The sequence below is a fragment of the Streptomyces sp. NPDC015144 genome (assembly GCF_043079735.1).
Classification (GTDB): Bacteria; Actinomycetota; Actinomycetes; order Streptomycetales; family Streptomycetaceae; genus Streptomyces.
Window position 1 is genome coordinate 316,732 of record NZ_JBIBUU010000002.1, and the last position, 26,714, is coordinate 343,445.

A 26,714-nucleotide genomic window follows, 5' to 3' on the forward strand; every position below is an offset into this window, starting at 1 on the left:
ACCGCGTCGGAGCCTCCCCGGCGCTGCGCCTATGGTTGCTCCTGCACTCCCAGGACCACCTGCCCCTCGAAGGACAGCGATGCCCGCCAATACCACCGCCTCTTCCGACGCCCCCGGCGCTGCCGGTGCGAAGACCGGCCGGAAGAAGGGGCGACGTGCCCGCCTGATCGTCATCGTTCTGGTGCTGGCGCTTGTCGCGGGTATCGGATACGGGGCGTTCTGGTCCGTATCGACCGTGCGGGCCTCGTACCCGCAGACGACCGGCTCGGTCAAGCTCGACGGCCTCGACGCGAACGTCGACGTCAAGCGCGACAGTTACGGCATCCCGCAGCTGTACGCGGACACCGACGCCGACCTCTTCCGCGCCCAGGGCTACGTCCAGGCGCAGGACCGCTTCTGGGAGATGGACGTCCGCCGCCACATGACGGCCGGGCGGCTCTCCGAGATGTTCGGCTCCGACCAGGTCGAGACCGACGCCTTCCTGCGCACGCTGGGGTGGCGCAAGGTCGCGCAGGAGGAGTACGACAAGGTCCTGTCCGAGGAGACCAAGAAGAACCTCCAGGCGTACGCGGAGGGCGTGAACGCCTACCTCAAGGGGCGTGACGGCAAGGACATCTCCGTCGAGTACGCGGCCCTCGGCTTCACCAACGACTACAAGCCCTCCGAGTGGACCCCGGTCGACTCGGTCGCCTGGCTCAAGGCCATGGCCTGGGACCTGCGCGGCAACATGCAGGACGAGATCGACCGCTCGCTGATGACCAGCAGGCTCGACGCGAAGCAGATCAAGTCCCTGTACCCGGAGTACCCGTACAAGGAGCACCGGCCGATCGTCGAGCAGGGCGCCGTCTCCCCGGTCACCGGGAAGTACGACCCGGAGGCGAAGCCGTCCGACGCCCTCGGCACCGGCACCGGCACCGGCACCGGCACCGGCACCGGCACCGGCACCGGCACCGTGCAGGGCGTCACCGAGGGGCTCAACACCCAGCTCGCCTCGCTCTCCGACACCCTCGACCAGGTCCCGGCGCTGCTCGGCCCGAACGGCAACGGCATCGGCTCCAACTCCTGGGTGGTCTCCGGCAAGTACACGACCACCGACAAGCCGCTGCTGGCCAACGACCCGCACCTGGCGCCGCAACTGCCCTCGCTCTGGTACCAGATGGGCCTGCACTGCCGCGAGATCTCGGCGAAGTGCCAGTACGACACCGCCGGCTACACCTTCTCCGGCATGCCCGGCGTGATCATCGGCCACAACCAGGACATCGCCTGGGGCTTCACCAACCTCGGCGCCGACGTCACCGACCTCTTCCTGGAGAAGGTCTCCGGCAAGGGCTACCTCTACGACGGCAGGACCAAGCCCTTCACCACCCGTGAGGAGACCATCAAGGTCGCGGGCGGCAAGGACCGGACGATCACCGTCCGCGAGACCAACAACGGCCCGCTGGTCTCCGACCGCAGCGGCGAGCTGGAGACGGTCGGCCAGAAGGCCCCCGTCACCGACGGGGCCCCGGACCGCGCCGAGGGCTACGCGATCGCCCTGAAGTGGACCGCGCTCCAGCCCGGCCACTCCATGGACGCCGTCTTCGAGCTCAACCGGGCCAAGGACTTCACCACCTTCCGCAAGGCGGCCGCGCACTTCGAGGTCCCCTCGCAGAACCTGATCTACGCCGACACCAAGGGCAACATCGGCTACCAGGCGCCCGGCACGATCCCGGTCCGCCTCAAGGGCGACGGCACGATGCCGAGCCCCGGCTGGACCTCGGAGTACGGCTGGGAGAAGGACCCGATCCCGTTCGACCAGCTGCCCTACGAGTACAACCCGGAGCGCGGCTACATCGTCACGGCCAACCAGGCCGTCGTCGACGAGAAGAACTACTCCCCCCTGCTGACCAAGGACTGGGGCTACGGCACCCGCAGCCAGCGGATCAACGACCTGATCGAGTCGAAGATCAAGGACGGCGGGAAGATCTCCACCGAGGACATGCAGAAGATGCAGATGGACAACAACAGCGCGATCGCCGCGCTGCTGGTGCCCGAGCTGCTGAAGATCAACATCTCGGACAAGAGCGTCCGCGAGGCGCAGAAGCTCCTGGAGGGCTGGGACTACACCCAGGAGCCCGACTCGGCGGCGGCCGCGTACTTCAACGCGGTCTGGCGCAACGTCCTCAAGCTGGCCTTCGGCAACAAGCTGCCCAAGGAGCTGCGGGTCAAGGGCGAGTGCCTCAACGTGCGCCGGGCCGACGCCTCCGGGCCGGTCGACGAGCAGAACAAGCTGGTACGCGAGTGCGGCATGCGCGACGCCGACTCGGCCCAGCCCGACGGCGGCGACCGCTGGTACCAGGTGGTCACCGAGCTGATGGACGACCAGGACAACGACTGGTGGAAGACGGCGGGCAACCGCCGCGACGAGCCGACCGAGAACCGCGACCAGCTCTTCGCCCGCGCCATGAAGGACGCCCGCTGGGAGCTGACGGCCAAGCTCGGCAAGGACATCACCACCTGGAACTGGGGCCGGCTGCACCAGCTGACACTGAAGAACCAGACCCTCGGCACCGCCGGTCCCGACCTGCTCCAGCGGGCCCTCAACCGCGGCCCGTGGAACCTGGGCGGCGGCGAGGCCGCGGTGAACGCCACGGGCTGGAACGCGGCGGGCGGCTACGAGGTCGTCTGGGTGCCGTCGATGCGGATGGTGGTCAACGTGGGCGACTGGGACAAGTCCCGCTGGATCAACCTGACCGGCGCCTCCGGGCACGCGTTCAACGCGCACTACACCGACCAGACCGACAAGTGGGTCAACGGAGAACTGCTCGGCTGGTCCTTCGGCACCAACGCCGTCGCCCGGTCGACGACCGACACGCTGACCCTCAAGCCATGACCCGCTGAGGTCAGCGGCCCGTCCGACGGGCCGCGGCCGGTGTCACCACCACGTCGACGGGGTGGTCGTGCGGTTCCTCCGGGACCCGCGCGATCACCTCGTTCTCGTACAGCAGGACGATCAGGGCGGGGTGCGCCCCGGCCGCCGCGAGGCGGGCCAGCACCCGGTCGTAGCTGCCGCCGCCCCGGCCCAGCCGCATGCCGCGCGCGTCGGCGGCCAGTCCGGGCAGCAGCACCGCGTCGGCCTCCAGCACCGCCCCGGGGCCGAGGCGGGGTCCGTCCGGCTCCAGCAGCCCCCGGCCCGCCCGGACGAGCCGGCCGGCCCCCTCGTACCGGGCCCAGTCCAGGTCGTTGTCGGGGAGGAGGACCGGCAGCAGCACCCGGACGCCGTGCTCGCGCAGCGCGTCCAGCAGCACCCGGGTGCCCGGCTCGGTGCCCACCGAGACGTACGCGGCGACGGTGCGGGCCCCGGACAGCTCCGGCAGCGCCCGTGCCCGCCGGGACAGAACCGCTGCGGCGTTCTCCACGTCTTCCCCGGTCAGGAGGCGTCGCGCGGCCAGCAGTTCACGCCGCAGCCGGGCTTTTCGGTCCATCTCGGTGTTCAACCGGCACCCCTGATCTCCCCATGTGCATATAGGCGTACAAAGTTAACCGAAACCTCATCTTCCTCACATAGGTACCGGTTATCGTTCTGCGCATGACTCAGTCGCACCCCAGGATCAGCAAGGCGGTCATCCCGGCCGCCGGGCTCGGGACCCGCTTCCTGCCCGCCACCAAGGCCACTCCCAAGGAGATGCTGCCTGTGGTCGACAAGCCCGCGATCCAGTACGTCGTCGAGGAGGCCGTGACCGCCGGCCTCTCCGACGTGCTGATGATCACCGGACGGAACAAGCGTCCGCTGGAGGACCACTTCGACCGCAACTACGAGCTGGAGTCCGCGCTCACCCGGAAGGGAGACGCCGAACGGCTCAAGAAGGTCCAGGAGTCGAGCGACCTGGCCACCATGCACTACGTCCGTCAGGGTGACCCGCGCGGTCTCGGCCACGCCGTCCTCTGCGCCGAGCCGCACGTGGGTGACCAGCCGTTCGCGGTCCTCCTCGGCGACGACCTGATCGACCCGCGCGACCCGCTGCTCTCCCGCATGGTCGAGATCCAGGAGCGCGAGGGCGGCAGCGTCATCGCCCTGATGGAGGTCGCGCCGACCCAGATCCACCAGTACGGCTGTGCGGCGGTCGAACCCACCGCCGAGGGCGACGTGGTGCGGATCACCGGACTGGTCGAGAAGCCCGAGCCCGCCGAGGCGCCCAGCAACCTCGCCATCATCGGCCGCTACGTCCTGGACCCGGCCGTCTTCGGCATACTGCGCCGGACCGGACCGGGCCGCGGCGGCGAGATCCAGCTGACCGACGCGCTCCAGCTCCTGGCCGAGGACGAGTCGGCCGGCGGCCCCGTGCACGGCGTCGTCTTCAAGGGCCGCCGCTATGACACCGGCGACCGTAGCGATTACCTCCGTGCCATTGTCAGACTCGCGTGCGAACGTGAAGATCTGGGTCCGGACTTCCGGACCTGGCTCCGCAGTTACGTCACCGAGGAGATGTAGCACCTTGAGCAGCACGATGTGGTCGGTGGAAGAGCACCTGAAGGACATTCTCGAAGCGGTGCGCCCGCTCGAACCCATCGAGCTGCAACTGCACGACGCCCAGGGCTGCGTCCTCGTCGAGGACGTCATGGTGGAGATCGCCCTGCCGCCCTTCGACAACAGCTCTATGGACGGGTACGCGGTCCGCGCCGCCGACGTCGCGGGCGCCGACGAGGAGTTCCCCGCGGTGCTCACCGTCGTCGGGGACGTCGCGGCGGGCAGCGAGGGGCTCGCCGACGGCCGGGAGGTCGGCCCGGGGGAGGCCGCCCGGATCATGACCGGCGCCCCGCTCCCGGCCGGTGCCGACGCGGTGGTCCCGGTCGAGTGGACCGACGGCGGTACGGGCGAGGGCCCCGCCACCACGATGCGGGCCCACAGCGAGGACCCGGGGGCGGCGGGCGGCGAGGTGCGGGTGCACCGTCCGGCCGAGGCCGGAGCCCATATCCGCCGCCGGGGCAGCGACGTGAAGCCGGGCGATCCGGCGCTGGCCGAGGGGTCGGTGCTCGGCCCGCCGCAGATCGGCCTGCTCGCCGCGATCGGCCGCTCGACGGTGAAGGTGCTGCCCCGGCCCAGGGTCGTCGTCGTCTCCACCGGCAGCGAGCTGGCGCAGCCCGGCGAGGAGCTGACCGGTGGCCGGATCTACGACTCGAACAGCTTCGCGCTCACGGCCGCCGCCAAGGACGCCGGGGCGCTCGCGTACCGGGTCGGAGCCGTCACCGACGACGCCGAGACGCTCCGCGCCACCATCGAGGACCAGCTGATCCGTGCCGACGTCGTCGTCACCACCGGCGGCGTCAGCGTCGGCGCCTACGACGTCGTCAAGGAGGCCCTCGCCTCGGTCGGTGACGAGGACGAGGAGGGCAGCGGCATCGACTTCCGCACCCTCGCCATGCAGCCCGGCAAGCCGCAGGGCTTCGGCTCGATCGGCCCGGAGCACACCCCGCTGCTCGCGCTGCCCGGCAACCCGGTCTCCGCGTACATCTCGTTCGAACTGTTCGTCCGGCCCGTGATCCGTACGCTGATGGGCCTGCCCGACGTCCACCGCCCCACCGTCCGGGCCGCCCTGACGAGCGAGAAGGCGCTCACCTCGCCGTCCGGCAGGCGCCAGTTCCTGCGTGGGACGTACGACGCGGAGGCCGGCACGGTCACCCCCGTCGGCGGCTCAGGATCGCATCTGGTCGCCGCGCTCGCCCACGCCGACGCGCTGATCGTGCTCCCCGAGGACACCACCTCCGCCGAGCCCGGAACGGACGTCGAGGTGGTCCTGCTCCGCTGATTCCCGGGCGGTGGCGGTACGGTGTCTGCCGCTGTGCCGTCCCGGGGACACCCCCGGGCCCCGCAGACCCGCGCCCCGGCGCGGGCCGCGCGGGAACCGGCGCCCTACCGCGAGGCGGAGTGAGTTGAGTACGCAGAACAGCCTGACGCACATCGACGACGCGGGCGCGGCCCGGATGGTCGACGTGTCGGCGAAGGCCGTCACGGCGCGGGTCGCCCGCGCGAGCGGACGGGTCCTCGTCTCGCCGCGCGTCGTCGAGCTGCTCCGCGGCGAGGGCGTCCCCAAGGGTGACGCGCTCGCCACCGCCCGGATCGCCGGGATCATGGGTGCCAAGCGCACCCCCGACCTGATCCCGCTCTGCCACCCGCTGGCCGTCTCCGGGGTCACCGTCGACCTCTCCGTGGCCGACGACGCGGTGGAGATCACGGCCACGGTGAAGACCACCGACCGCACCGGCGTCGAGATGGAGGCCCTGACGGCGGTCTCGGTCGCCGCGCTCACCGTGATCGACATGGTCAAGGCGGTCGACAAGGCCGCGGTGATCACCGACGTACGGGTCGAGTCGAAGTCGGGCGGCAAGTCCGGCGACTACCACCGCGCCGGGACCGAGGGGACGGACAGGACCACCGGGGCTGCCGGGACTGCTGGGGCCGCCGGGACTTCCGGGACTTCCGGGGCGGACGCGTGACCGGGGACGGCGGAGGCCCCGCCACCCCGTACACCGCCCTGGTCGTCACCGCCTCCAACCGCGCCGCCGCCGGGGTCTACGAGGACCGGGGCGGCCCGCTGATCGCCGAGGCGCTCACCGCGCTCGGCCTCGCCGTCGACGGCCCCCGGGTCGTCCCCGACGGCGACCCCGTCGAGCGGGCCCTGCGCGAGGGCGTCGCCGCCGGGTACGACGTCATCGTCACCACCGGCGGCACGGGCATCTCGCCCACCGACCGCACCCCCGAGGCCACCCGCCGCGTCCTGGACCGCGAGATCCCCGGCATCCCCGAGGCGATCCGCGCCGAGGGCCGCGACAAGGTCCCCACCGCCGCGCTCTCCCGGGGCCTCGCCGGCACCGCGGACCGCACCCTCATCGTGAACCTGCCGGGCTCCACCGGCGGGGTGCGCGACGGTCTCGCCGTCCTCACCCGTCTCCTGGTGCACGCCGTCGACCAACTGCGCGGCGGCGACCACCCCCGACCGGGGAGCTCGATCTGAACGTCTCGACCTGGCCGGTCGTCCTCAGCGACGGAGACATCGTGCTCCGGCCGATCAAACTGCGTGACCAGCGCGTCTGGCGCGAGGTCAACCGGCGCAACCGCGACTGGCTGCGCCCCTGGGAGGCGACCGTGCCGCCGCCCGCCCCGGGCGGCCCGCTGATCCAGCGGCCCACGTACCGTCAGATGGTCCGCCATCTGCGGAGCGAGGCCAACGCGGGCCGGATGCTGCCCTTCGCCATCGAGTACCGGGGCCGGCTCGTCGGCCAGCTGACGGTCGCCGGGATCACCTGGGGCTCGATGTGCTCGGGCCACGTCGGCTACTGGGTCGACCAGGACGTGGCCGGCCGAGGGGTGATGCCGACCGCCGTCGCCCTCGCCGTCGACCACTGCTTCCGCACGGTCGGACTGCACCGCGTCGAGGTGTGCATCCGGCCGGAGAACGGGCCGAGCAGAAGAGTCGTGGAGAAACTGGGATTCCGCTCGGAGGGGCTGCGCCCGCGCTATCTCCACATCGACGGCGACTGGCGCGACCACCTGATCTACGCGCTCACCGCGGAGGAAGTGCCGGACGGGATGCTCCGGCGCTGGCACCGGACCCGACCTGCGGCTCCGCAAACACCGCGTGAAATCAAATAGGTGTTCGATATTTCTCCTTCGTTCGAGCGACATCGCAGGGGCAAACGTCCAGGAACGATCCGAACAAACACAAAAAACGTTTGTGATATCACCCGGATCGTGCGACACACCGGCCCAATTGGCGGATCCCCCCGCGCAAACCCCTCTACGGTGTGAGACGTGAGCAGCAGCGGCCTCATTTACGCAGTCATCGTCGGGGCCTGGGCCGCCTACTTGGTGCCGATGTGGCTCCGCAGGCAGGACGAGCTCAACGAAGCCCGTCCGACGGAACGCTTCAGCACGGCCATCCGGCTGCTGTCCGGACGGGCGGCGATGGAGCGCCGGTACGCCAAGGACCTGCGGGGACGCACGGCCGAGGAGCCCGGGCCCGACGAAGCGGACCCGGACGTCGCCACGGACCGACTGGATTCCGTGGACGTCCGGGCCTTCGCCGCGCCCGAGACGCGCACCGGGAACCGGGCGCACGACCCGGCCCAGGCACCGGTGCCGGTCCCGGCCCAGGCGTCGGCCCCGTCCCAGGCGCCGGGCCAGGCAGCGGCCCAGCCCCGGGCGCAGGCCCCCGCGAGACGCGCCCGTCCCCGCCCGGGCGGCGGCGGCACGGAAGCCGAGCGCGCCCGCCGCGCCCAGCGCCTCCAGGTCCTCGCGCGGCGTCGGCGCACCACCGTCGTCCTCTTCCTGGCCTTCACCCTCGGAGCGGTCGTCGCCGCGGTCGGCGGCATCCACTTCCTGTGGGCCCCCGCGGTCCCGGCGGTGCTGCTGAGCTCGTACATCGTGCATCTGCGGGCCCAGGAGCGGCACCGGTTCGCCTTCACCATGGACCGGCGCCGGGCCGAGGTGGCCGCGCAGCACCTGCGCGAGAACCGCACCCGCAGGCACCAGCCGCCCGGTCCGTCCGCCGTCGAGCCCGAGGAGGAGCCCGAGGCGCGCCGCCCCGAGCCGGAGCCCGCGCCCGAGGTCTCCCCGCAGGAGGCCGGCCGCCGCGCCCTGGTCGAGCAGACGGACCACGCGGAGTGGGTCGACCAGCAGCGCGAGCGCGGCCCGGTCCAGGGCGACAGCTGGGAGCCGGTCCCGGTCCCGCTGCCGACGTACGTCACCGCCCCGGTCGCCCCGCGCGCCACCGGTGGCGTCGAGGTCGGCGACCCGGAGACCTGGAGCGCCGCCCGTTCCAGCTCCGCCGAGCCGAGCCAGACGGGCACCTCGCACCCCGTGGAGCCCCCCGCCGACCAGTCCCCCCGCCGCCGCCCGGCCCCGTCCCGCCGCACCCGCGACCGGGGCCGGACCCCGCTCTTCGACCAGTACGAGGACGGCGAACGCCCACGGGCCGCCAACGAGTGAGTCGCCTCGGCTGACCAGCGCGGACCGGATTTTTGTACATCGCGCAGGGGGTGCTAGAGTTTCACTCGTTGCAAGGGCCTGTGGCGCAGTCTGGTAGCGCACCTCGTTCGCATCGAGGGGGTCTGGGGTTCAAATCCCCACAGGTCCACCGCACATACGGATCCCGTCCGATCGGAAGATCGGGCGGGATTTCGTGTTTCCCGGGCGTGGTGCGGCGCGCCGCAGGGATCAAAGAGGGGCCTGCGGCGCGCCGGGACAGGGACTACCGCGGTGGTGCGGGGGCTTTCGTGAGGGTGTGGGCGGTGGTCGTGATGTCGGTGAGCAGGGTGTCGATGTCGTCGTCGGTCGTCGTCGGGTTGAGGAAGACCAGCTTGAGGTGGACCTGGGGGGAGCCGTCCGGGCCGGGGATCTTCGTGCGGGCGAGCAGGGCGCGGCCGTCCGTCATGAGGGTGCGGCGGATCGCCGCGTTCCAGGCGTTCTCGTCGGCGACCGGGGCTCCGCCGGCGGCGACGCAGCGGAAGACCACCGTGCTGAGCAGCGGGTCCGCGACCAGCTCCAGGCCCTCGGTGGCGGCGATCCGGCTCGCGGCGTAGCGGGCCCGGGCGTGGCAGGCGTCCACCCACTCGCCCATGCCCGCGCGGCCGACGGTGAGGAGGGTGGCGGCCATCTTGAGGGCGTCGGAGCGGCGGGTGGTCTGGAGGGACGTGCCGAGCAGGGCGGTGAAGCCGTGGGCCTCGTCGTCGGACGGGTTGAGGTAGACGGCCTGCTCGTCGAGGCACTCCATGTGCTGCCGGTCCCGCACCACGATCACGCTCGAAGAGGCCGGGACCCAGCCGAACTTGTGCAGGTCGAAGGCGACCGAGTCGGCCCGGTCGAGGCCGTCGAGGAGCGGGGCCAGGTGCTGCGAGAAGAGGGCGCCGATGCCGTACGCGGCGTCCACGTGCAGCCAGATCCCGTACTCGGCGGCCAGGTCGGCCAGTTCGGGCAGCGGGTCGAAGGAGCCGTGATCGGTGGTGCCGGCCGTGGCGACGATGGCGACGGGGACCTCGTCGGCGTAGAGGCCCTCGACGATCCGGCGGGCCTCGTCGGCGAGCATCCGGCCCCGGTCGTCCACCGGCACCTTCACCACGGCGGAGCGGCCGAGCCCCAGGAATCCGGCGGCCCGCGCCACCGAGAAGTGGGCGGCCGCGGAGCACAGGATCCGCGGCCGCACCGGGCGGCCCGCGAGCCCCGTCTCCGACACCGCGCCGGTGGACCCCAGGGCCCGTTCCCGGCCGAACAGCAGCCCCATCAGGTTGGAGATGGAGCCGCCGGGGGTGAGGGTGCCGCCCGCCTCCGGGCCGAAGCCGACCCAGGAGGCCATCTCCGAGATCAGCCGCCGCTCCAGTTCGAGCGCGAAGGGGCCGCTCTCCCAGGCGTGCAGCGACTGGTTGAGCGTGGCGGCGAGCAGTTCGGCGGCGGCGGAGGCGGCCGTCGGTGCGCACTGCATACGTGCCACGGCCGACGGGTGGGTGAGATCGACGGACCAGCGCGCGTACGCCTCGAAGAGCGCCGTCACCCGCTCGGCACCGGGCTCCTCGGCGAGGAAGCTCCCGCCGTCCAGCGCCTCGGACACCGCGGCCACCGCCGCCTCGGGGCCCCCGGGCGCGACCGGGCCGCCGCGCTTGAGGGCGGCGTCGCCGAGGGCGCCGAGTGCCGTGTCCAGAAGGCTCCTGAGCTGCTCCAGGCCCTCGGGACGGCCCGCGAGGGCCGCGTTGCTGCCGGTGGAGATCATGACGTGTGGCTTCCTTCGGTGGGGGTGGGAGGAGCGGGCGGGGTCTGCCGGGCGGCGGAGGATCTGCGGGTGCCCCGGATGACGCCGATCGAGGCCGCGACGACCGCGACCAGACCCGCCACCTGGGCCGGGGAGAGGGTCTCCCGCAGCACGGCGAGGGCGACCAGGGCGCCGATGGCCGGTTCGAGGCTGAGCAGCACCCCGAAGACCGTGGCGGAGACCCGGCGCAGGGTCTCCATCTCGCAGGTGTACGGGACGAGCGAGGACAGCATCGCCACGCCGAAGCCGAAGGCCAGGACCTCGGGCCGGGCGAGCGCGCCGGCGCCCTCGGCCAGACCGGCCGGCAGGGAGCACAGCGTGCCGAAGGCCATGGCGAGCGCGAGCCCGCCGCCGCCCGGCAGCACCGCCCCGACCCGGGCCGACAGCGGTACGTACGAGCCCCAGAAGACGGCGCAGGCCAGCGCGATCAGTAGACCGGTCAGGCCCGCCGCACCGCCCTGCCAGCCGAGGAGCGCGATGCCGAGGGCCGCGAGCACGATCCACAGCCGGTCCGCCGCCCGGCGCGAGGACAGCCCGGCGACCGCGAGCGGGCCCGCCATGCCGACGGTCAGCGCCACACCGACCGGCATCCGGGCCATGGCCAGGTAGAAGCAGATGTTCATCCCCGCGATGGCCACGCCGAGCGCCGCCACGGCACCCGCCGTACGCCGGTCCAGGCGGACCGAGGGGCGCCACCACAGCAGCAGCACGAGCGCCGCGAAGCCGAGCCGCATCAGGGTGATCGTCGCCGGGCCGACGGTGCCGAAGAGCTGCTTGGCGAAGGCCGCGCCCAGCTGGGTGCTGACCATGCCGACGAGCATCAGCGCCGGGGCCGGGACCACGCCGATGCCCTTCCGGCCCGTGGCGGCGGTCGTCGTGGTGCCCGTAGCCGGGCGTGCCGGCGCGCCCGTTCGGATGTCGACACTCATGGCGTCAGCAGCACCTTGCCGGTGGTGCCCCGGCCTTCGAGCAACTCGTGCGCCCGCGCCGCCTCGGCCAGCGGGAGCCGCGCCCGCACGTCCGGGCGGACGACGCCCCGGGCGACGTGGCGGAAGAGCTGGGCGGCGGCCGAGCGCAGGGAGGCCGTGTCCGGCACGTGGTCGGCGAGGGTGGGGCGGGTGAGGTACAGCGAGCCGGCGGTGCGCAGCAGCTCCACGTCGACCGGGGGGACCGGGCCGCTGGACAGCCCGCACACGGCGAGGGTGCCGCGGCGGCGCAGCGCCCGGACGCTGGTCGCGAAGGTGGCCGCGCCGACCGAGTCGTAGACCGCGTGCGCGCCCTCGCCGCCGGTGAGTTCGCGCACGGCGTCGGCGAACCCCTCGTAGGGCAGGGCGTGGTGGGCGCCGGCCGCGAGGGCGGTCTTCCGCTTCTCCTCGGTGGAGGCCACGGCGACGACGGTCGCACCCCGGTCCGCGGCCAGTTGGACGAGGAGCTGGCCCAGGCCGCCGGCGGCGGCGAGGACGACGACGGTCTCGCCGGGGGCCACCGGGTGGGTGGTGTGGCTGAGGTAGTGCGCGGCGAGGCCCTGGAGCAGCACGGCGGCCGCGTCGTCCAGGGGCACGGTCTCGGGGACGGGGACCAGCTTGCCCACCGGTACCGCCGTGAACTCGGCGTAGGCGCCGAGCTGGGTCGCGTAGGCGACCCGGTCGCCCGGGCGGACCTCGTCGACGCCCTCGCCGACGGCGGTGACGATGCCGGCGGCCTCCTGGCCGGGGACGAGGGGGTACGGGGCCGGGTAGGTGCCGTTGCGGTAGTAGACGTCGATGAAGTTGAGGCCGATCGCGGCGTTGCGGACGACGGCCTGGCCGGGGGCGGCGACCGGTTCGGGCAGCTCGGTGGGGGTGAGGGCCGAGGCGGTACCGGCCTCGGTGACGTGGACGGCTCGCATCTGATCAGTTCCTCGGTTCGGTGGGGACGGGGGAGGGGGAGGGGGCGGTGGAGGGCCCGGCGGGGCGCTGCTCCTCCTGGAACACGTGGCGGAAGTGGTTGATGTCGCCGGTCAGGCCGCTCATCAGCGTGTCCAGGGCGGGTTCCGGTCCGTCCACCGCGTGCAGGAGTGCGGTGTTGCGGTGCACATGGGCGGGCGAGAACGGCAGCGCGCCGGTCGACAGGTAGCGGATGGCGCCCGTGCGGTCGCGGCGCGGGATCAGGTCGGAGCGGGCGTACCGGCTGGCGCTGAACGGGATGTCGAGCCGGCCCTCCGCGAACGCCTCGACGACCGCCCCGATCAGGTCGGGCCGGGCGAGGAGCGGTTCGACGAGGTCGGCGACCTCGGCGAGGATCCACTCCAGCTCCTGGCCCACCTGGTCCTCGTCGGCGCCGATGAAGCCGAGGAGGGGCGAGTTGGCGCGGTCGGCGAGCCGGAGCCCCTCCACGTTCGCGGTGGTGTCCGGAATCCCGTACGCCTCCTGGTGGGTCTTGGTGATCAGCTTGGAGGCGCCGCCGAGCCGGGCGACCAGGGCGCCGTAGAGAATCAGGTCCTCGGCGTTGCCCCGGTCGCGCGGGAAGACCCCCATGAACTCGTGGAGCACCGCGTGGACCGTGACCCCGGCCGGGAGGTAGCGCTCGGCGAGGAGCGGGATGCTCCGCAGCGCCGCGACGTCCTGGGCGAGATGGCCGCCCTGCGGATACGCGACGGAGATGCAGCGCACGCCCGCGCGGGCGGCGAGCACCGCCTCCAGGACGCTGATGGCGAGGCTGATGGACGGCGGGACGAGCACGGCGGTGAGCGTGCCGAACAGCTCCCGGTCGACGACCACGCCGTGCTCGGCGAGTTCGCCGCAGCGCCGGTCCACGTCCTGCCAGGCCCCGAGGGACTCGGCGAGCGGCACGGCCTTCGAGTAGGGCAGGTTGTACGAGATCCCGCCGCCCTCGAAGGAGGTGATGCCGGAGGCCACGGACACGTCGAAGAGGAGGCGGGCGTCCGGCGAGCCGTGCCGGATCTCCAGGGGGGCCGCGACCAGTTCGTTGAGTTCGCGGCCGCGCCGCCAGCCGTGCGCCACCATCGGGTAGCCGTTCAGGTCGGCGGGGCGCAGGTTGAGGGTGCGCAGCGCCTCCTCGAACCGCTTGAGCCGGGTGTGCGAGTCGATGGTGAGGGTCAGGATGTCGGGCGCGGCCTCGGCTTCGAGGGTGGCGAGGAGGGCCTTCATCTCCTCGTGCCCGCCGACCCCGCAGCGGGGCTGGATGGCCACCCGGCCCCGGGCCCGGCAGCGGTCGAGGACCTCGGCCGCGGTGGGCTTGCCGAGCGCGTGGATGTACGCGGCCGACTCGGCCGGTGTCGGGAGCCCGTCCGGGCCGGTGCCGGGGGCCGGTGCCGTGCCGAGCGGGGGGAGCGAGGTCAGCGTCATGACGCCACCTGTCCGGACACCACGGCGGTGCGTTCGTTCCGGGCGCGCAACTCGTCGAGCAGCAGCGGAAGTTCGGACGGGTCGGTGAGGATGTGGTCGACCCCGGCGGCGTAGAGCCGGTCGTGCGAGGAACCGTCCTTGTGGCTGCCGACCGACAGGTTGCCGCCGACGATCACGGGGCACCGGATGCGGCCGGACCGCTTGGCCCGGTCGAGGCCGCGCAGGTCCTCGTGGACGTGCCCGTTGAGGCTGCCGATGACGACGGCCTCCGCCTCGGGGTGGCGGACGCACGCCGCGGCGAACTCGTCGACCGGGGTGCAGGTGCCGAGGTTGACCACGTCGTAGCCGAGGCCGCGCAGTGAGTAGGCGATGAGGTGGTTGGCCACGGCGTGGCTGTCGCTGGCGGCGACGCCGAGGATGACCGTACGAGCCGCTGGTGCCTGGTGGGAGCTGGTCCGCATCGTTGGTTCCCGAATCATGAGGAGAGGACGGAGTGGGGACGGGCACGTGGAGGGGGCTCAGTCGTCGAAGGCGGCGAAGAGTTCACGCTTGCTGACGGACCTCAGGCGGTTCACGTCGAACTCGTCCGGGTCGGCGACGGCCAGCGAGTCGAAGACGTAGCTGATCGCGGGCACCAGGCCCCACACCTCGTGGTAAGGCGGCCGGTTGGGGTCGCTCGCGGCCGCGGCCTCCTCGGCGTCCCGCTGACGGGCGAAGAGGTAGTTGGACCAGTCGGCGCTGCGCGGGTGGCGGTGGTGGTAGTCGTGGACGACGGTGTCACCGGTCAGCACCAGGTAGCGGGACGGGGCGTGGACGAAGAGCGCGCGCAGCGTCCACCGGGCCCAGGCGAGGGCGCGCCGGGCGGCCGGCAGCCCGGGCGAGGGGGCGCGGTCGCCGATGAAGATGGCGTTGGTGAGGGAGGTGAAGTACGCCCGGCTGCGCCGGTCCTCCAGCCCCGCCGGCGGGAAGGTGTGCTTCACGCAGAGCCGCAGGGTGTTGCTGATCTGGAAGAGCGGCAGGAGCGGCACGAACCAGACGACGAGCAGCGCCGGCCAGGTGCCGGTGAGGACGGTGGCGGTGACGGCCGTGCCGTACAGCGCGAGCGCGGTGGCCTTCTCGCTGCGGGCGGACTCCTTGGAGAAGGACAGCACCCGGGAGACCGCGAACGCGAAGTGGAAGCGCGGCGAGACCAGCTTGAGCAGGAGGCGGCGCCACATCTGCCGGCGGGTCATGCCCGGGTGCATGTCCAGGCTGACCAGGAACGCCTGCACCGTGGGGTCCTGGAGCGTCATGTGGCCGGTGGCGTGGTGGTCGGCGACGTGCTCGCGGCTGTAGCGGGCGAAGTTCTGGATGATCAGCAGGCTCGACACGGCGTGGCCGATGGCCTTGTCGGGCTTTCGCTTCCGGTACATGTTCCGGTGCGAGCACTGGTGGTAGATCATCATCCGGAGGTTGCGCATCCCGTGCAGGGTCATCGCCCAGCCGGGCAGCAGCAACAGCAGCGCGAGGCCGCCGAGGGCGTACGCGGTGACGCCGACCGCGAGCCCGGCGAGCAGCGAGGCCGTCGCGGTCACCAGGTGGAAGGTGGGCGTCCAGCCCGAGGAGCGCTGTCCGGGCAGCGGCTTGCCGGTGAAGACGGTCAGCGGGTACTGGAGGAATCCGGGGAGCCCGGCCATGCTCTGCCGCGGCTCGACGGGGGCCGGGCGGCGCGGCTCGACGGGGTCCGGGCGGCGGAGCGCGGCGGGGGCTTCCGGGTTGATCACGGACATGACGTCTCCTGGCGGGTGGCAACGAGTGGGGCATCGGTCTGGAGGCGGACCCCGACCGAGCAGGGGAAGGTGGTCCGTGCCGGTGTCGAGAGCAGCGCGCGGGCGTCCTTGCCGGTGAGGACGATCTCGATGTAGTCGCCGCCGTCCGCGCGGCCGGGACCGTTGCGTACCTCGATGTGGAGGGAGAGGTTGCCCTCCCCGTCCACCGAGGGCGTGACCGTCCCGTCCACGACCCCGGGGATCGTCGTGCTCGGCGTCCGCGTCGTCGTCATCGTCATCGGGGCTCTCCGGTGAGGGTCGGGACGGCGGCGCGGAAGCCCCGCCGGTACCACAGGAGCGGACTGGTCTCCTGGGGGATGCGCAGACCGGTGAGTTCGCCGATGAGCAGCTGGTGGTCGCCCATCGGTATCCGGTCGACGGCCGTGCAGCGGAACACCGCGGCGGCGTCGGCCAGACACGGCAGCCCGCTCCCGGGCCAGGTGGTGAAGCCGCCCTGGGCGAACCGGTCCACCCCGTGCCGGGCGAACCGGCCGGCGACCTCGGTGTGCTGCTCGCCGAGCACGTTGACCACGAACTCGGGCGAGGAGCTCAGCGCCTCCCGGCAGCTCGATCCGTTGCCCAGACCCACCAGGAGCAGCGGCGGATCCATCGACACCGAGGTCACCGCGCTGGCGGTGAAGCCCCACCGGCGTCCGTCCGCGTCGCGGGTGGTGACGACGGTCAGCGGGGCCGCGAGGTGCGCCATCGCCTCGCGGAACGTGTCACTGTCCACCGGACAGGGCGGGCTCAGTTCCAGTGCCGACACGGGACACCTCCTTCTTCTCGTGGAAGTCGCGGAAGCTGCGGATGGTCAGCGGTACGAAGACCGCGCCGTACACCCCGAGGAGGACGGCCAGGCAGGCGACGAGCCGCTGCGGGCCGATGCTCGCCCCGACGGTGCTGATGAGCAGTCCGCCCACCGGGTAGGAGAGCAGCCCGATCAGGAAGAAGGGGCCCATGACCTTGCCCAGGTGCTCCCGGGGGATGACCTTCACCCGCTGGGTGCGGTTGAAGATGTTGAAGTACGCGACCCCGGACATCGCGACCACGAACGCCGCCGCGTACAGCCAGAAGGACGAGGCGGTGCCGAGCAGCAGCAGGCAGCCGGTGAGGACCGTGTAGCCGAGCGAACCGAGGAAGTTCACGTCGAACTTCCGCAGCAGCAGCGGGGTCAGCAGCAGGTTGAGCAGCCCGACGATGCCGACGAACATGTTGAGCATCGCGTACTGCGACTCGGGGGCCTTCAGGACGCCGGTGACCACGGCCGCGTTGGCGGCGAGGACCGTCGAGAAGACCAGGTTGATGGAGAAGTTCAGACCGGCGAGCAGGATGACCGGCCGGTTCCCCACCAGGAGCTTCCAGCCCAGGCCCAGCTCGGAGAGGACCGCCCGCGCGCCCCGGGCCCCGGCCGGCGCCGGTGCGGCGGCCGTGCGCGGCAGCACCAGCCAGCAGCAGGCGGCCGTCGCGAACAGCGCGCCCGCCAGGGCCAGCAGCCAGACCTTCCCCAGGAACAGCACCGCCACCATGGCGATCCCGGGCCCGAGCGCCATGGCGAGGAGCTCCATGTTCTGCACCAGGGACTGGGTCCTGGCCAGGTCCGAGCCCTGCGCGAGCTGCGGTACGACCTTCTCGATCGCCATCCGGATCGGTGCGACCAGCGTGGCCAGCACGGCACCGGTCACCATCAGGGTCGGCACCGTCCAGGACGGCCGCGCCACGATGAGCAGCACGGCGCAGACGATGACGGCCGCACGGGTGGCGTTGGCCCGCGAGAACAGCCTGGCACCGCCGTCGCGGTCCGCGACGAGCCCCGCGAACGGGTACGCGAGCAGGCAGGGCAGCCACTCGACGGCGTAGGCGATGCCGAGCGAGGAGACCTGGCGGGTCTGCTGGAAGATGAGCAGCGGGACGCTGAACATCACGACCTGCTCGGCCATGAGGCCGAGCAGCACGCCGGAGCCGAACAGGCTCCGGCGCGTACGCTCGCTGCTCACCGTGTTCCCGCCAGGGCGCCGTCGTGGTCCTTCTCGTACGCGCGGACGACCGGCAGCACGTGGGTGAAGAAGGTCCGCATCTCGTCGCGGGCCGGCCAGCCGGAGAAGATGAACTGCCCGACCCCGGCCGCCTTGTACTCCATCAGGTAGGCGGCGACCTCCTGATAGCTGCCGACCAGGCAGAGGGCCGGGCCGCCCCGGTAGGCGACGGCGCCGGAGTACAGGACCGGCGAGAGCCAGCCGTGCCCGGCCTGCTCGGCCAGGCGCATCGAGTTCTTGACCGCCTCCGAGTCGCCCGCCTCGACGAACGCCTTCACGTACGCGCGGTGGTTCTCGTCGGTCTCGCTCATGATCTCGGCGAGGTCGGTGAGCGCCTCCTCACGGGTCTCGCGGGCGAGCACCTGGAGGCGCAGGCCCACGTCCGTGCCCTCGGCCACCAGGGGGGCCGCCGCCTTGGCGATCTCCTCGGGCGTGTCCCCGTAACGGAACCAGCAGTCGCCGTAGCGGATCGCGGTCCGCTGCGCCACGGCCGAGTTCCCGCTGATATAGATCTCGGGGCGGCCACCGCCCCGGTGGCCGAGGCCGAGCTGCGCGTCGACGACCCGGTAGTGGTCGCCGGTGAAGGTGACCGGACGTCCCTCGCCCCACAGGCGGTGCAGGATGTCGAGGAACTCGCCCTCCCGGGCGTAGCGCTCGTCGTGGGCGAGGAAGTCGCCGTAGTAGCCCTGCTCGGCGGGGGAGGTACCGGCGACGATGTTGAGCGCGATCCGGCGCTCGGAGATCCACGACACCGTGTTGACGATCTGGGCGAAGAGCGTGGGCGAGAGCAGGCCCGGCCGGTACGCCAGGATGAACTTGACCCGCTCGGTCTCCCGGGCCAGCGCCCCGATGATGGGCAGCGGGTCCGGCAGGGTGTAGCTCTGCGCCATGAGCAGGGACTCGACCCCGAGCGCGTCCGCGTCCTGGGCGAACTCGATCGCGCCGTCCAGGTCGAGCAGGTCGGACCGGTACTTCTGTGTCGACTTCTTCTGGCCACTGTCGAGTGACGATCCCCAGTGGAACCTGAGTTCGGCCATGTTCCTTCTTCTTCCTCGGTCTCGGGTGGTGGTCGCGTGCCGGGCGGAGGGCTACGCGACCGGATCGGGCACGCGGGCGTGCGGCGCGGAGGTCCGCAGGGACAGCGACGCGAACAGGCGCGTCAGCCAGTCGCGGGTCTCCTCCGGGGAGTCCGTGCCGACGATCCCGGCGAGCGCGGTCTCGTGGGCTCCGTACGTGATGTGGTCGGGCAGCGGAGCGCCGGCCGGCAGCTCGTGCCAGGTGACGGTCCGGGGGTCGGAGCGGAAGGGCCCGGCCCCGTCGAATCCCTCGAAGACGCCCGCTCCGAGGTGGTGCCCGGGGTGGACGAACCAGCCGTACCAGCCGCGCTCGGCGGGCGGCGGCGGCAGCGTGCCCGCGACGGATCCGCCGACCAGGACGCGCAGTTCGAAGGAGGGCAGGTGGACGCCGGTCGCCAGCTCGAAGGTGTCGACGACGTCCGCGCCGCCGACCCGGTTGCCGACCTCCAGGAAGACCGGGCCGAACTCGTCGAGGATGGCCTCCAGGTGGAAGCTGCCGTTCTCGATGCGCACGGCCGCGAGCGCGGCGGCGACCCAGTCGGCGAGCGTGTCCGTGACCTCGCGCTGGAAGGAGCCCATCGGGGCGCCCTGCGCGTACGCCAGGCAGGTGCCCACGTACTCGGCGGCGCCCAGGGTCAGGACGGATCCGCGCTCGACCAGTCCGTCGAAGTGCAGGATCGGTCCCTCGACGAACTCCTCGACCTCGTGGTCCGGCAGGCCCCGGCCGTCCTCGTCGATCGACGCGACCCCGGTGCGCCGCCCGATGAGCGCGGCGTGGGCCTCGGCCGCGCTGTCGAAGACGACGACGTCGACGCTGGAGGCGCCCCGGTGCGGCTTGAGGACCGTCCGGCCCGTCCAGGGGGACGCGCCGCCGGAGGCGAGGAACTCCTCCACGGGCAGGAAACGCGGCACGCGCAGCCCGGCCGCCGCGACCGCCCGCTTCATCAGGACCTTGTCCCGGGCCAGTTCGACCTGCTCGACGGTGGCGCCCTCGACGCCGAGGTCCGCGCGGAGCCGGGCCGCGTCGAGGAGTTCGTACTCGGACATCGAGATCACCCGGTCGAAGCCCCGGGGCTCCGCGTCGAGCCACGCCCGTGCCTCGTCGTAGGGGGAGCGCAGGCCGGGCCGTTCGACCCGCTCGCAGCGCAGCCCGTCCGGGAGGGTGTCGAGCGCCGCGCGCCGGCCGAAGTAGGTGACGTCGTGCAGCTCGTGGTCGATGCCCCGGTGGTAGGCGATCTTCGGGTAGGGCACACGGTGCAGGACCAGGATCCTCATCGGGCCGCCTCCATCATCGTGGTCGGATCGGGGGTCGCCGGGGCAACGGCGGCGGGCACCGGCCCGAACGCGCCGGCCCCGGACGTCCGGCCGGTCGCCCCGTCCAGCGCCTCCAGCCAGAGCGCGCGCAGGGTGCGGACGACCTCGCCCATGTCGGCGCCCGCGGCGCTCAGCACCACGCAGCCCTGGGCGGCGAAGTCGGCGTTGTCCCGGGCGGTGGCGTGCAGCTCCCGCCGCTCCGGGGAGAGCCAGGCGAACTCCTTGACGGCGAGCTCGTGCGGGAGCAGGCCGTGGGCGGCGGCGGTCGCCGCGACGGCGTCCTCGAAGGGACGCGCGCCGGGGGCGACGTCCACCGGGGCGAAGGACCGGTCGGTCCGCACGCCCAGCATCACCGTCGCGGCCGAGCAGCGGGGCTCCGGCAGCGCGGTCCCCGTCGTCAGCCCGAAGGCCGCGTCGACCCAGCGGTGGTAGAAGTCGATGCCGTAGACCCAGCGGGCCAGTGACCAGATCTTCATCCCGGCCGGCCGCCGGTTGGGCTCGACGACCGCCGTGCCGGCCGCGTCGTCGCTCAGCCTGATCTCGTTGTGGAAGGGGCCGTCGCACTGCCCGACCAGCCAGTTGACCTGCCACCCGGCCCGCTCCACCGCGGTCCGCTCGGCGTGGTTCAGCCGGGCGGGGAGGATCTGGGCCACCTCGACGGGGTAGCGCCCGGTGGCGCTGACCTTCTCGGTGATGAAGGAGACCCGGCCCAGCCCGTCGAAGGAGTACTCCCGCCGGTAGGGCAGCAGCTCCTCGCAGATCACCCCGTTCTCCAGGTACGGACCGACCTCGGCGAAGGCCGTGTCCAGGGAGTCGCCGGGACCGACCACGGCCACGCCCCGGTTGTTGCCCTCCTTGGTCGGCTTCACGACGAAGCCGTGGGGGTGGCTGCGGGCGAAGTCCGCGAAGTCCTCGCGCGAGTCGACCGTGGCGAAGTCGGGCACGAGCAGCCGCTGCGCCGCGAGCAGCTTGCGGTGGGCCGCCTCGCTGAGCCGGTACTCGTGCTTGCAGAAGGCCCCGCCGGCCAGCTCCGGCGAGTCGATCCGCAGCCCGAGGCGGTCGAGCAGCACCGCCCCGCTCTGGACCGCGTTGTCGGAGAAGACCACGCCCGCCCTGAACTCCTCGCGCCGGGGCCCGAGGAGCCGTTCGGCCCGCTCGACGAAGTCCGGGCTCAGCGGGTCGAGGTCGATCACCTCGTCGCAGATCTCGGCGTCGGAGGCGGACGGGTCGGCCCGGATCAGCGTGACCTCCGTGCCGTGGTGCGTACGGGCGTACGCGCTCATGTGCCGTACGTCGTCGATGCGGGACAGGTTGTAGTCGATGATCAGGAACCGGCCGGTCGATCGGCTCACCGCGCACCCCTCTCGTCCTGGGTCTCGTACTCGATGTCGATGGCGTGCGTGGACGCGCGTGTCAGCCCGGGGAGGACCTGGTCGGTCTCCTCGCGCGGGAAGCGCCACAGCAGCTGCCCGAGGAACACCTCGCGCGCGGTGGCGTCGACCGTGTCACCGGCCTTGAGCAGGAGGTGCGTGACCACGGGGGCGAGCGCCAGCTCCTCGTTCACCCGCACCGAGGCGATGCGCCCCTTCTCGGCGAAGAAGACCCGGAAGAAGGTGGCGTTCTCCGTCGGCGTCTCGCCGTCGGCGGTGTAGGAGAGGGCGGCGAGGCGTTCGGGGAACCCGTCGCCGGCGTCGGGCAGGAGCGAGCCGATCCAGAGGTCGAGGAGGCTCACGCCGCCGGTCAGCTCCCTGGTGCTGTGGGAGATCAGGCTGCCGCCGACCCGTGGGTTGATCTCGATGAGGTCCCAGCGTTCCCCGTCGGGTCGGGAGGCGTCGTACCGGGCCTCGATGTGGAAGCAGCCCTGTTCCAGGCCGAGTTCCGTGAGGATCCGGCGCACCCAGCCGATTCCCGCCGCGCGCTCGGCGGCACCGATGCTCACCGGCGGGCTGGTGCACGCGTTCTCCAGGACGGTGCCGGCCGTCTCGGTCACCTCGCACTTCTCGTGCAGGGCGACGACGTGCGCCGTGCCGTCGACCGCGACGACCTCGAAGCTGAACTCCTGCCCGGGCAGGTAGTCCTCCACGAGGAAGGCCGGGCCGTCGTCGCCGAAGGCCGAGGCGTAGACCGCGTCGTCGCGGGACTCGGCGGCGATCCGCTCGATCTCCGCCCAGGTGGTCCGCGGGGTGAGCGGGAAGGCCCCGTACGAGGCGATGCCGCTCACCGGCTTGACGAAGTGGCGGCCCTCGGCCGCCTGGTGGGCCGCGAGTGAGGCGGGGGTGAGTCCGGCGGCCCGGACGCGGGTGAGCCCCGCGTCGAACAGCCGGTTGCGCAGGGTCAGTTTGTCGCGGATGCCGAGGACCTGCTTCTCACCGAGGTCGCTCACGCCGAGCGACTCGTTGGCCAGGGCCATCAGATGGCGGTAGCCCTCCCAGACCGTGAGGCAGGCGAGGACGGTCTCGCCGTCGCGGCGGAGTCCGTCGAGGCAGGACTCCACGTCCTGGCGGGTCAGGGCGTGCTCCGTGGTGGCCGTGACGTGGTCGCCGATCCGCCGCAGTTCGTCCAGGCGGCCCGGGTGGGCCGGTTCGGGCCGCGAGCTGAGTACGAAGCTCTTCAGTCCCCTCGCGCGCAGGGCCTCGACGAGGTCCTCCACGAAGGAGAAGCCGACATGGCTGAGAAGGAGGATCCCCCCGCCCGTGTGCTGCTTGTGCACGATGCTCCTTGCTCCTTTACGGAGAGGCCGGGCGCGGACGCCGCCGGTGGGGTCGGCGGCGTCCACGCCGTTCCGGACCGGCCAGGATCAGGCGGCGGTCTTCTCGGCCGCGGCGATGGTGTTGTCGGCGAGCTCCTTGAAGTACAGGGCCAGGACCGTCTGGTGCTCCTGGAGGTACTTCTTGAAGGACTCGATGTCCTGCTCGTCACGGATCAGGAAGCGCACGGCCGCCCAGACCTCGCCCGGGTGGTCGTCGTTGATGTCCGTGTGGGAGTGGCTGATCTGGCCGCCGATGTTCTTCTCGCCGATCGACTCCTTGAGCGCGACGAGCTTGCGCGGCTCCAGCTTCACGTTCACGTACTCGACCAGGTAGGAGTACGCCACCACGCCGAGCGGACCCTCGTGGTCCAGCAGGTACGAGAAGTAGCCCGCGAGCAGCTTGGTGGAGAGGTACGGCTCGGTGGCGAGGAACTCCTCGCGCGAGACGCCCACCTTGGCGAGGTCCTGGATGAAGAGCTCGTCGTGGAGCATCTCCTCCTGTTCGTAGTTGGCCCAGATCTGGGCGGCCTCGGGGCTCTGCTTGGCGATCTCGGTGAGCGCCTTCGCCTCGGCGACGCGCAGCAGGCGGATGCGCCAGGCGGTCTCTATGAGGTTGCGCTTGTAGTACGCGGAGTCGACGTTCTTGCTCTCCAGGTGGGCCGCGGCCGGCACGTTGGCGTACCACTCGACGACCTGGGCGTCGATCAGCCGGTCCATCTCGGCCCGCAGCTCGACCGCGGCGGCGGCGCCGAGGAAGGGCTTGCGGTTGCCATAACCCACGTTGGACACACGGTTGTTCATGACTCTCCTCGTCAAAGGACATGGTGGTGCGTTTACGGATGGGCTGTGACATGTCCCCCGGTCCCTGGGCAGGAGGGATCCCGGCCCCTGGTCGTGATCCGGGGAGGACATGCGGGGGTGACTCGGGTCGGAGTTCTTCGCCGGCTCCGGCGGACACCGGCCGGACTGCCGTACGGACGCGTGCTCCGGCCGCCCCGGAGGGGGTGGCGCGCGCGTTACCGGAAGCCCGCGGGAACCGTCGGGCGCTCTTCGAACCGGGTCGTCAGTTCGCCACGACGCGGATGGTCGCGGAATCCAGGAGGCGGCACTGGCAGGCGAGACGGTGGTTGCCGTCCGCCCAGCCCAGGTCCTCCAGGAAGTCGGTCTCCTCGGGGTCGCTCTCCCCGAGGGCGTCGGAGCCGTCGATGACCTCGACGACGCAGGCGCCGCAGGCTCCGGAGCGGCAGCCGAACGGGATCAGCGGCTCGGAGGTCTCGTATTCGATGTCCGTCAGCGGCGAGCCCTGCGGTAGGGCTATCGCGACGCCGTCGGGCATGAGGGTGAGTGTGTTGAGCTTCATCGCTTCCAAGTCCCCTCTTGGGCGGGGTCGAAGTGGCGGGGGCGTGGCTCAGACGGGCACGGCGACCGGTGCGGTCGGCGGGGCCGGTGCGGGCGGCATGCCCCCGGGGAGGGTGTCGGACGAGTGCTCGGGGGCGAGCCGCTGGCCCGGCCGCAGGGCCACCGCGGCGTGGTTGACGGCGGTCCCGGCCTCGCCGAAGCCGACGGAGATCAGCGGGACCCGGCCGGGGTAGGTGCAGCCGTCGCCGACCGCGTACACCCCCGGCAGGTTGGTCCGCATGGACTGGTCGACGCGGATGCGGCGGTGTTCGAGCTCCAGGCCCCAGTCCGCGACCGGTCCGAGCCCGGACGAGAAGCCGAGTGCCGCCACCAGGGAGTGGGCGGGCAGCTCCAGGATTCCCGTGCCGGTGCGGACCTCGACCCGTTCGAGCCGGTCCGGCCCGTGGCAGGCGACGACCTGGGCGTCGGTGAGGACGCGCACGGAGGACGCGTACAGCTGGCGGACGCTGTGCTCGTGGGCGCGGAAGGCGGCCCGGCGGTGCACCAGGGTCACGCTCCGGGCGATCGGGGCCAGGGCCAGCGCCCAGTCCACGGCGCTGTCACCGCCGCCGACGACCACGACGTCGTGCCCGGCGTGCGCGTCGAGCCGCGGTACGTGGTAGGCGACGCCCCGGCCCTCGTAGGGGACGGAGCAGGGCAGTTTGCGGGGGACGAACCGGCCGAGCCCGGCGGCGACCACCACCGCGCCCGCGTGCACCCGGGTGCCGTCGTCGGCGCCGAGCGTCCAGCCGGTGCCGGTGTCGGTGTTCCGGGGGGTCAGGGTGACGGCCGTGCGGCCGAGGAGGTGGGTGGACTCGAAGGGCGCGGCCTGCGCGAGCAGGTTGCCGACCAGCTCCCGGCCCTTGATGCCGGGGTGCCCGGCGACGTCGTACAGCAGCTTCTCCGGGTACATCGCCGCGACCTGGCCGCCCGGCTCGTCCAGCGCGTCGATGACGACGGTCGACAGGCCGCGGAACCCGGCGTAGTAGGCGGCGTAGAGACCGGCGGGGCCGGCGCCGACGATCGCGACGTCCGCGGTGGTCTCGGTGGGACCGTTGGTTCGGACGGAGTTGTGGGTTCGGGTGGGTCCGGCCGGGGAGGTCATGCCGCACCCGCTTCCGCGCGCCGCTCGGCCGCGCGCGCCTCGCGCAGGCCGAGGACCTGGTGGAGGAAGCCGTTGACCGGGGTCGGGACGGAGTGGCGGGCGCCGAGGCGGACCACCGCGCCCGTCCACGCCTCCAGCTCGGAGGGGAGGCCCGCCGCGATGTCGCGTTGCAGCGACGAGGTGCCCTCGGCGGGCTGCTGGTCGACGAAGTCGAGGGTGGTGGCGACGACATCCTCGGGCAGGACGGTGCCGGTGGCCCGGGCGACCTCCTGGATCTCGGTCATCGCGTCCGCGAGCAGGCGCCGGGTGCCCGGCCGGGACCGGAGCGCGCCGATCGGTGCGTCGGTCACCGCTCCGAGGCCGCCGAACGGGGCCACGAACAGGAACTTGGCCCAGAGTTCGGCCCAGATGTCCTGCGGAACCACCGCCGTCGCCCCGGCCCCGTCGAGTGCCTGGCGCAGCGCCTCGACCCGCTCCGAGGGGCGGTTGTCCCACTCGCCGAAGGTCAGGGAACCGAGCCCGCCCACGTGGCGGATCCGGCCGGGCCCCTCCAGATACGTGATGATCTTCGCGCTGCCCGGCAGCACCGCGTCCCTGCCGACGGCCCCGGCGACCTCGGCCGGCGCCTCCACCCCGTTCTGCGTGGTGAGGACCGCCGTGCCGTCCTTCATCAGGGGCTTCAACAGGGGCAGCGCGTCCGCGAGTTGCCAGGTCTTCACGCCGAGGAGGACGAAGTCGGCCGGCCCGGCCTCGGCCGGGTCGCCGGTCGCGTGCAGTGCGTCGGCCGGAACGGAGAAGCCGCCGGGGGAGCCCGCGGCCGCGCCGCCCGCCGGGCCCTCGACGGTGAGTCCGTCGCGCCGGAGGGCCTCCAGGTGGCGCCCCCGCGCGATGAACCGGACATCGTGCCCGGCCGCGGCGAGACGGCCACCGAAGTAGCCGCCGATGCCGCCGGCTCCAACCACCGCTACTTTCACGGACTTCCCCGTTTCTCTGCGATGCGGCGGGCGGCGCCCGATGGGCGCGCGCCCCGGAGGCCGGATCACCTCCTGCACCGAGAACAATACAGAACGTTCGCTTTGTTTTGCTAGGGGTTTCCTGGCATCGAC

The 26,714-nt window shown here is 72.4% G+C and carries 25 protein-coding genes and 1 tRNA gene; 8 read left to right on the forward strand and 18 right to left on the reverse strand.

Annotated features, from left to right (window positions below):
- Positions 1-79 precede the first annotated feature (79 nt).
- Positions 80-2,872: a penicillin acylase family protein gene (locus ACF08W_RS05510; RefSeq protein WP_392278513.1), complete on the forward strand. Its 2,793-nt coding sequence runs from the start codon at positions 80-82 to the stop codon at positions 2,870-2,872.
- Positions 2,873-2,882: 10 nt separating this feature from the next.
- Here the strand turns inward: ACF08W_RS05510 and ACF08W_RS05515 are convergent, their stop codons facing one another.
- Entirely contained in the window at positions 2,883-3,464 is a 582-nt protein-coding gene (locus ACF08W_RS05515; protein ID WP_392278514.1) for a 5-formyltetrahydrofolate cyclo-ligase, read from the reverse strand.
- 104 nt (positions 3,465-3,568) lie between these two features.
- On the opposite strand from ACF08W_RS05515, the gene galU reads away from it, so the two are divergent.
- The 7 genes from galU (at position 3,569) to ACF08W_RS05550 (ending at position 9,113) form a co-directional block, all read left to right on the forward strand.
- Positions 3,569-4,471: a UTP--glucose-1-phosphate uridylyltransferase GalU gene (gene galU / locus ACF08W_RS05520; protein WP_352278170.1), complete on the forward strand. Its 903-nt coding sequence runs from the start codon at positions 3,569-3,571 to the stop codon at positions 4,469-4,471.
- 4 nt (positions 4,472-4,475) lie between these two features.
- Positions 4,476-5,786 carry a gephyrin-like molybdotransferase Glp gene (gene glp / locus ACF08W_RS05525; protein WP_352278172.1) on the forward strand — a complete coding sequence of 437 codons (1,311 nt, stop codon included), beginning with the start codon at positions 4,476-4,478 and terminating at the stop codon, positions 5,784-5,786.
- 124 nt (positions 5,787-5,910) lie between these two features.
- On the forward strand, positions 5,911-6,474 hold the full coding sequence (moaC, locus tag ACF08W_RS05530; protein WP_392278515.1) for a cyclic pyranopterin monophosphate synthase MoaC: 564 nt from the start codon (positions 5,911-5,913) through the stop codon (positions 6,472-6,474).
- Entirely contained in the window at positions 6,471-6,992 is a 522-nt protein-coding gene (locus tag ACF08W_RS05535; RefSeq protein WP_352278175.1) for a MogA/MoaB family molybdenum cofactor biosynthesis protein, read from the forward strand. The genes moaC and ACF08W_RS05535 overlap by 4 nt, the downstream gene beginning before the upstream one ends.
- Complete coding sequence (locus ACF08W_RS05540; RefSeq protein ID WP_385207610.1) at positions 6,989-7,630, forward strand: GNAT family N-acetyltransferase; 642 nt, start codon at positions 6,989-6,991, stop codon at positions 7,628-7,630. Before ACF08W_RS05535 ends, ACF08W_RS05540 begins: the two co-directional genes overlap by 4 nt.
- Positions 7,631-7,789: 159 nt before the next feature.
- Positions 7,790-8,965, forward strand: a complete 1,176-nt coding sequence (glpR, locus tag ACF08W_RS05545; RefSeq protein WP_392278516.1) for a gephyrin-like molybdotransferase receptor GlpR — start codon at positions 7,790-7,792, stop codon at positions 8,963-8,965.
- 74 nt (positions 8,966-9,039) lie between these two features.
- Positions 9,040-9,113 (forward strand) — tRNA-Ala (locus ACF08W_RS05550).
- A gap of 114 nt (positions 9,114-9,227) precedes the next feature.
- Here ACF08W_RS05550 and ACF08W_RS05555 read toward each other — a convergent pair.
- The 17 genes from ACF08W_RS05555 to ACF08W_RS05635 form a co-directional block, all read right to left on the reverse strand.
- Positions 9,228-10,739 (reverse strand): pyridoxal phosphate-dependent decarboxylase family protein, encoded by a 1,512-nt coding sequence (locus tag ACF08W_RS05555; protein ID WP_392278517.1) that lies wholly within the window; start codon positions 10,737-10,739, stop codon positions 9,228-9,230.
- A complete protein-coding gene (locus ACF08W_RS05560) occupies positions 10,736-11,707 on the reverse strand; it encodes a DMT family transporter (protein ID WP_392278518.1) in 972 nt (323 codons plus the stop codon). The genes ACF08W_RS05555 and ACF08W_RS05560 overlap by 4 nt, the downstream gene beginning before the upstream one ends.
- Positions 11,704-12,666: a quinone oxidoreductase gene (locus ACF08W_RS05565; RefSeq protein ID WP_352278182.1), complete on the reverse strand. Its 963-nt coding sequence runs from the start codon at positions 12,664-12,666 to the stop codon at positions 11,704-11,706. Before ACF08W_RS05565 ends, ACF08W_RS05560 begins: the two co-directional genes overlap by 4 nt.
- 4 nt (positions 12,667-12,670) lie before the next feature.
- A complete protein-coding gene (locus tag ACF08W_RS05570) occupies positions 12,671-14,125 on the reverse strand; it encodes a methylaspartate mutase (RefSeq protein WP_392278519.1) in 1,455 nt (484 codons plus the stop codon).
- Positions 14,122-14,586 (reverse strand): cobalamin-dependent protein, encoded by a 465-nt coding sequence (locus ACF08W_RS05575; RefSeq protein WP_392278520.1) that lies wholly within the window; start codon positions 14,584-14,586, stop codon positions 14,122-14,124. The genes ACF08W_RS05570 and ACF08W_RS05575 overlap by 4 nt, the downstream gene beginning before the upstream one ends.
- Before the next feature lie 57 nt (positions 14,587-14,643).
- Positions 14,644-15,894: a fatty acid desaturase gene (locus tag ACF08W_RS05580; protein ID WP_392278521.1), complete on the reverse strand. Its 1,251-nt coding sequence runs from the start codon at positions 15,892-15,894 to the stop codon at positions 14,644-14,646.
- On the reverse strand, positions 15,885-16,172 hold the full coding sequence (locus ACF08W_RS05585; RefSeq protein ID WP_385206944.1) for a hypothetical protein: 288 nt from the start codon (positions 16,170-16,172) through the stop codon (positions 15,885-15,887). Before ACF08W_RS05585 ends, ACF08W_RS05580 begins: the two co-directional genes overlap by 10 nt.
- Positions 16,169-16,699: a flavin reductase family protein gene (locus tag ACF08W_RS05590; protein ID WP_385206941.1), complete on the reverse strand. Its 531-nt coding sequence runs from the start codon at positions 16,697-16,699 to the stop codon at positions 16,169-16,171. Before ACF08W_RS05590 ends, ACF08W_RS05585 begins: the two co-directional genes overlap by 4 nt.
- Positions 16,656-17,927 carry an MFS transporter gene (locus ACF08W_RS05595; protein ID WP_352278191.1) on the reverse strand — a complete coding sequence of 424 codons (1,272 nt, stop codon included), beginning with the start codon at positions 17,925-17,927 and terminating at the stop codon, positions 16,656-16,658. The genes ACF08W_RS05590 and ACF08W_RS05595 overlap by 44 nt, the downstream gene beginning before the upstream one ends.
- Positions 17,924-19,003 carry an LLM class flavin-dependent oxidoreductase gene (locus tag ACF08W_RS05600; protein WP_385206935.1) on the reverse strand — a complete coding sequence of 360 codons (1,080 nt, stop codon included), beginning with the start codon at positions 19,001-19,003 and terminating at the stop codon, positions 17,924-17,926. The genes ACF08W_RS05595 and ACF08W_RS05600 overlap by 4 nt, the downstream gene beginning before the upstream one ends.
- Positions 19,004-19,054: 51 nt before the next feature.
- Positions 19,055-20,317 (reverse strand): acetyl-CoA carboxylase biotin carboxylase subunit family protein, encoded by a 1,263-nt coding sequence (locus ACF08W_RS05605; RefSeq protein WP_392278522.1) that lies wholly within the window; start codon positions 20,315-20,317, stop codon positions 19,055-19,057.
- A complete protein-coding gene (locus ACF08W_RS05610; protein WP_392278523.1) occupies positions 20,314-21,708 on the reverse strand; it encodes an acetyl-CoA carboxylase biotin carboxylase subunit family protein in 1,395 nt (464 codons plus the stop codon). Before ACF08W_RS05610 ends, ACF08W_RS05605 begins: the two co-directional genes overlap by 4 nt.
- Positions 21,705-23,066, reverse strand: a complete 1,362-nt coding sequence (locus ACF08W_RS05615) for an acetyl-CoA carboxylase biotin carboxylase subunit family protein (RefSeq protein ID WP_385206926.1) — start codon at positions 23,064-23,066, stop codon at positions 21,705-21,707. Before ACF08W_RS05615 ends, ACF08W_RS05610 begins: the two co-directional genes overlap by 4 nt.
- Positions 23,067-23,153: 87 nt before the next feature.
- On the reverse strand, positions 23,154-23,906 hold the full coding sequence (locus ACF08W_RS05620) for a hypothetical protein (RefSeq protein ID WP_352278198.1): 753 nt from the start codon (positions 23,904-23,906) through the stop codon (positions 23,154-23,156).
- Between the two features lie 262 nt (positions 23,907-24,168).
- A complete protein-coding gene (locus tag ACF08W_RS05625; RefSeq protein WP_385206922.1) occupies positions 24,169-24,465 on the reverse strand; it encodes a 2Fe-2S iron-sulfur cluster-binding protein in 297 nt (98 codons plus the stop codon).
- A gap of 48 nt (positions 24,466-24,513) precedes the next feature.
- Positions 24,514-25,608: an NAD(P)/FAD-dependent oxidoreductase gene (locus ACF08W_RS05630; protein WP_392278524.1), complete on the reverse strand. Its 1,095-nt coding sequence runs from the start codon at positions 25,606-25,608 to the stop codon at positions 24,514-24,516.
- Positions 25,605-26,570, reverse strand: coding sequence for a 2-dehydropantoate 2-reductase (locus ACF08W_RS05635; RefSeq protein WP_392278525.1), 966 nt, complete (start codon positions 26,568-26,570; stop codon positions 25,605-25,607). Before ACF08W_RS05635 ends, ACF08W_RS05630 begins: the two co-directional genes overlap by 4 nt.
- Positions 26,571-26,714 lie beyond the last annotated feature (144 nt).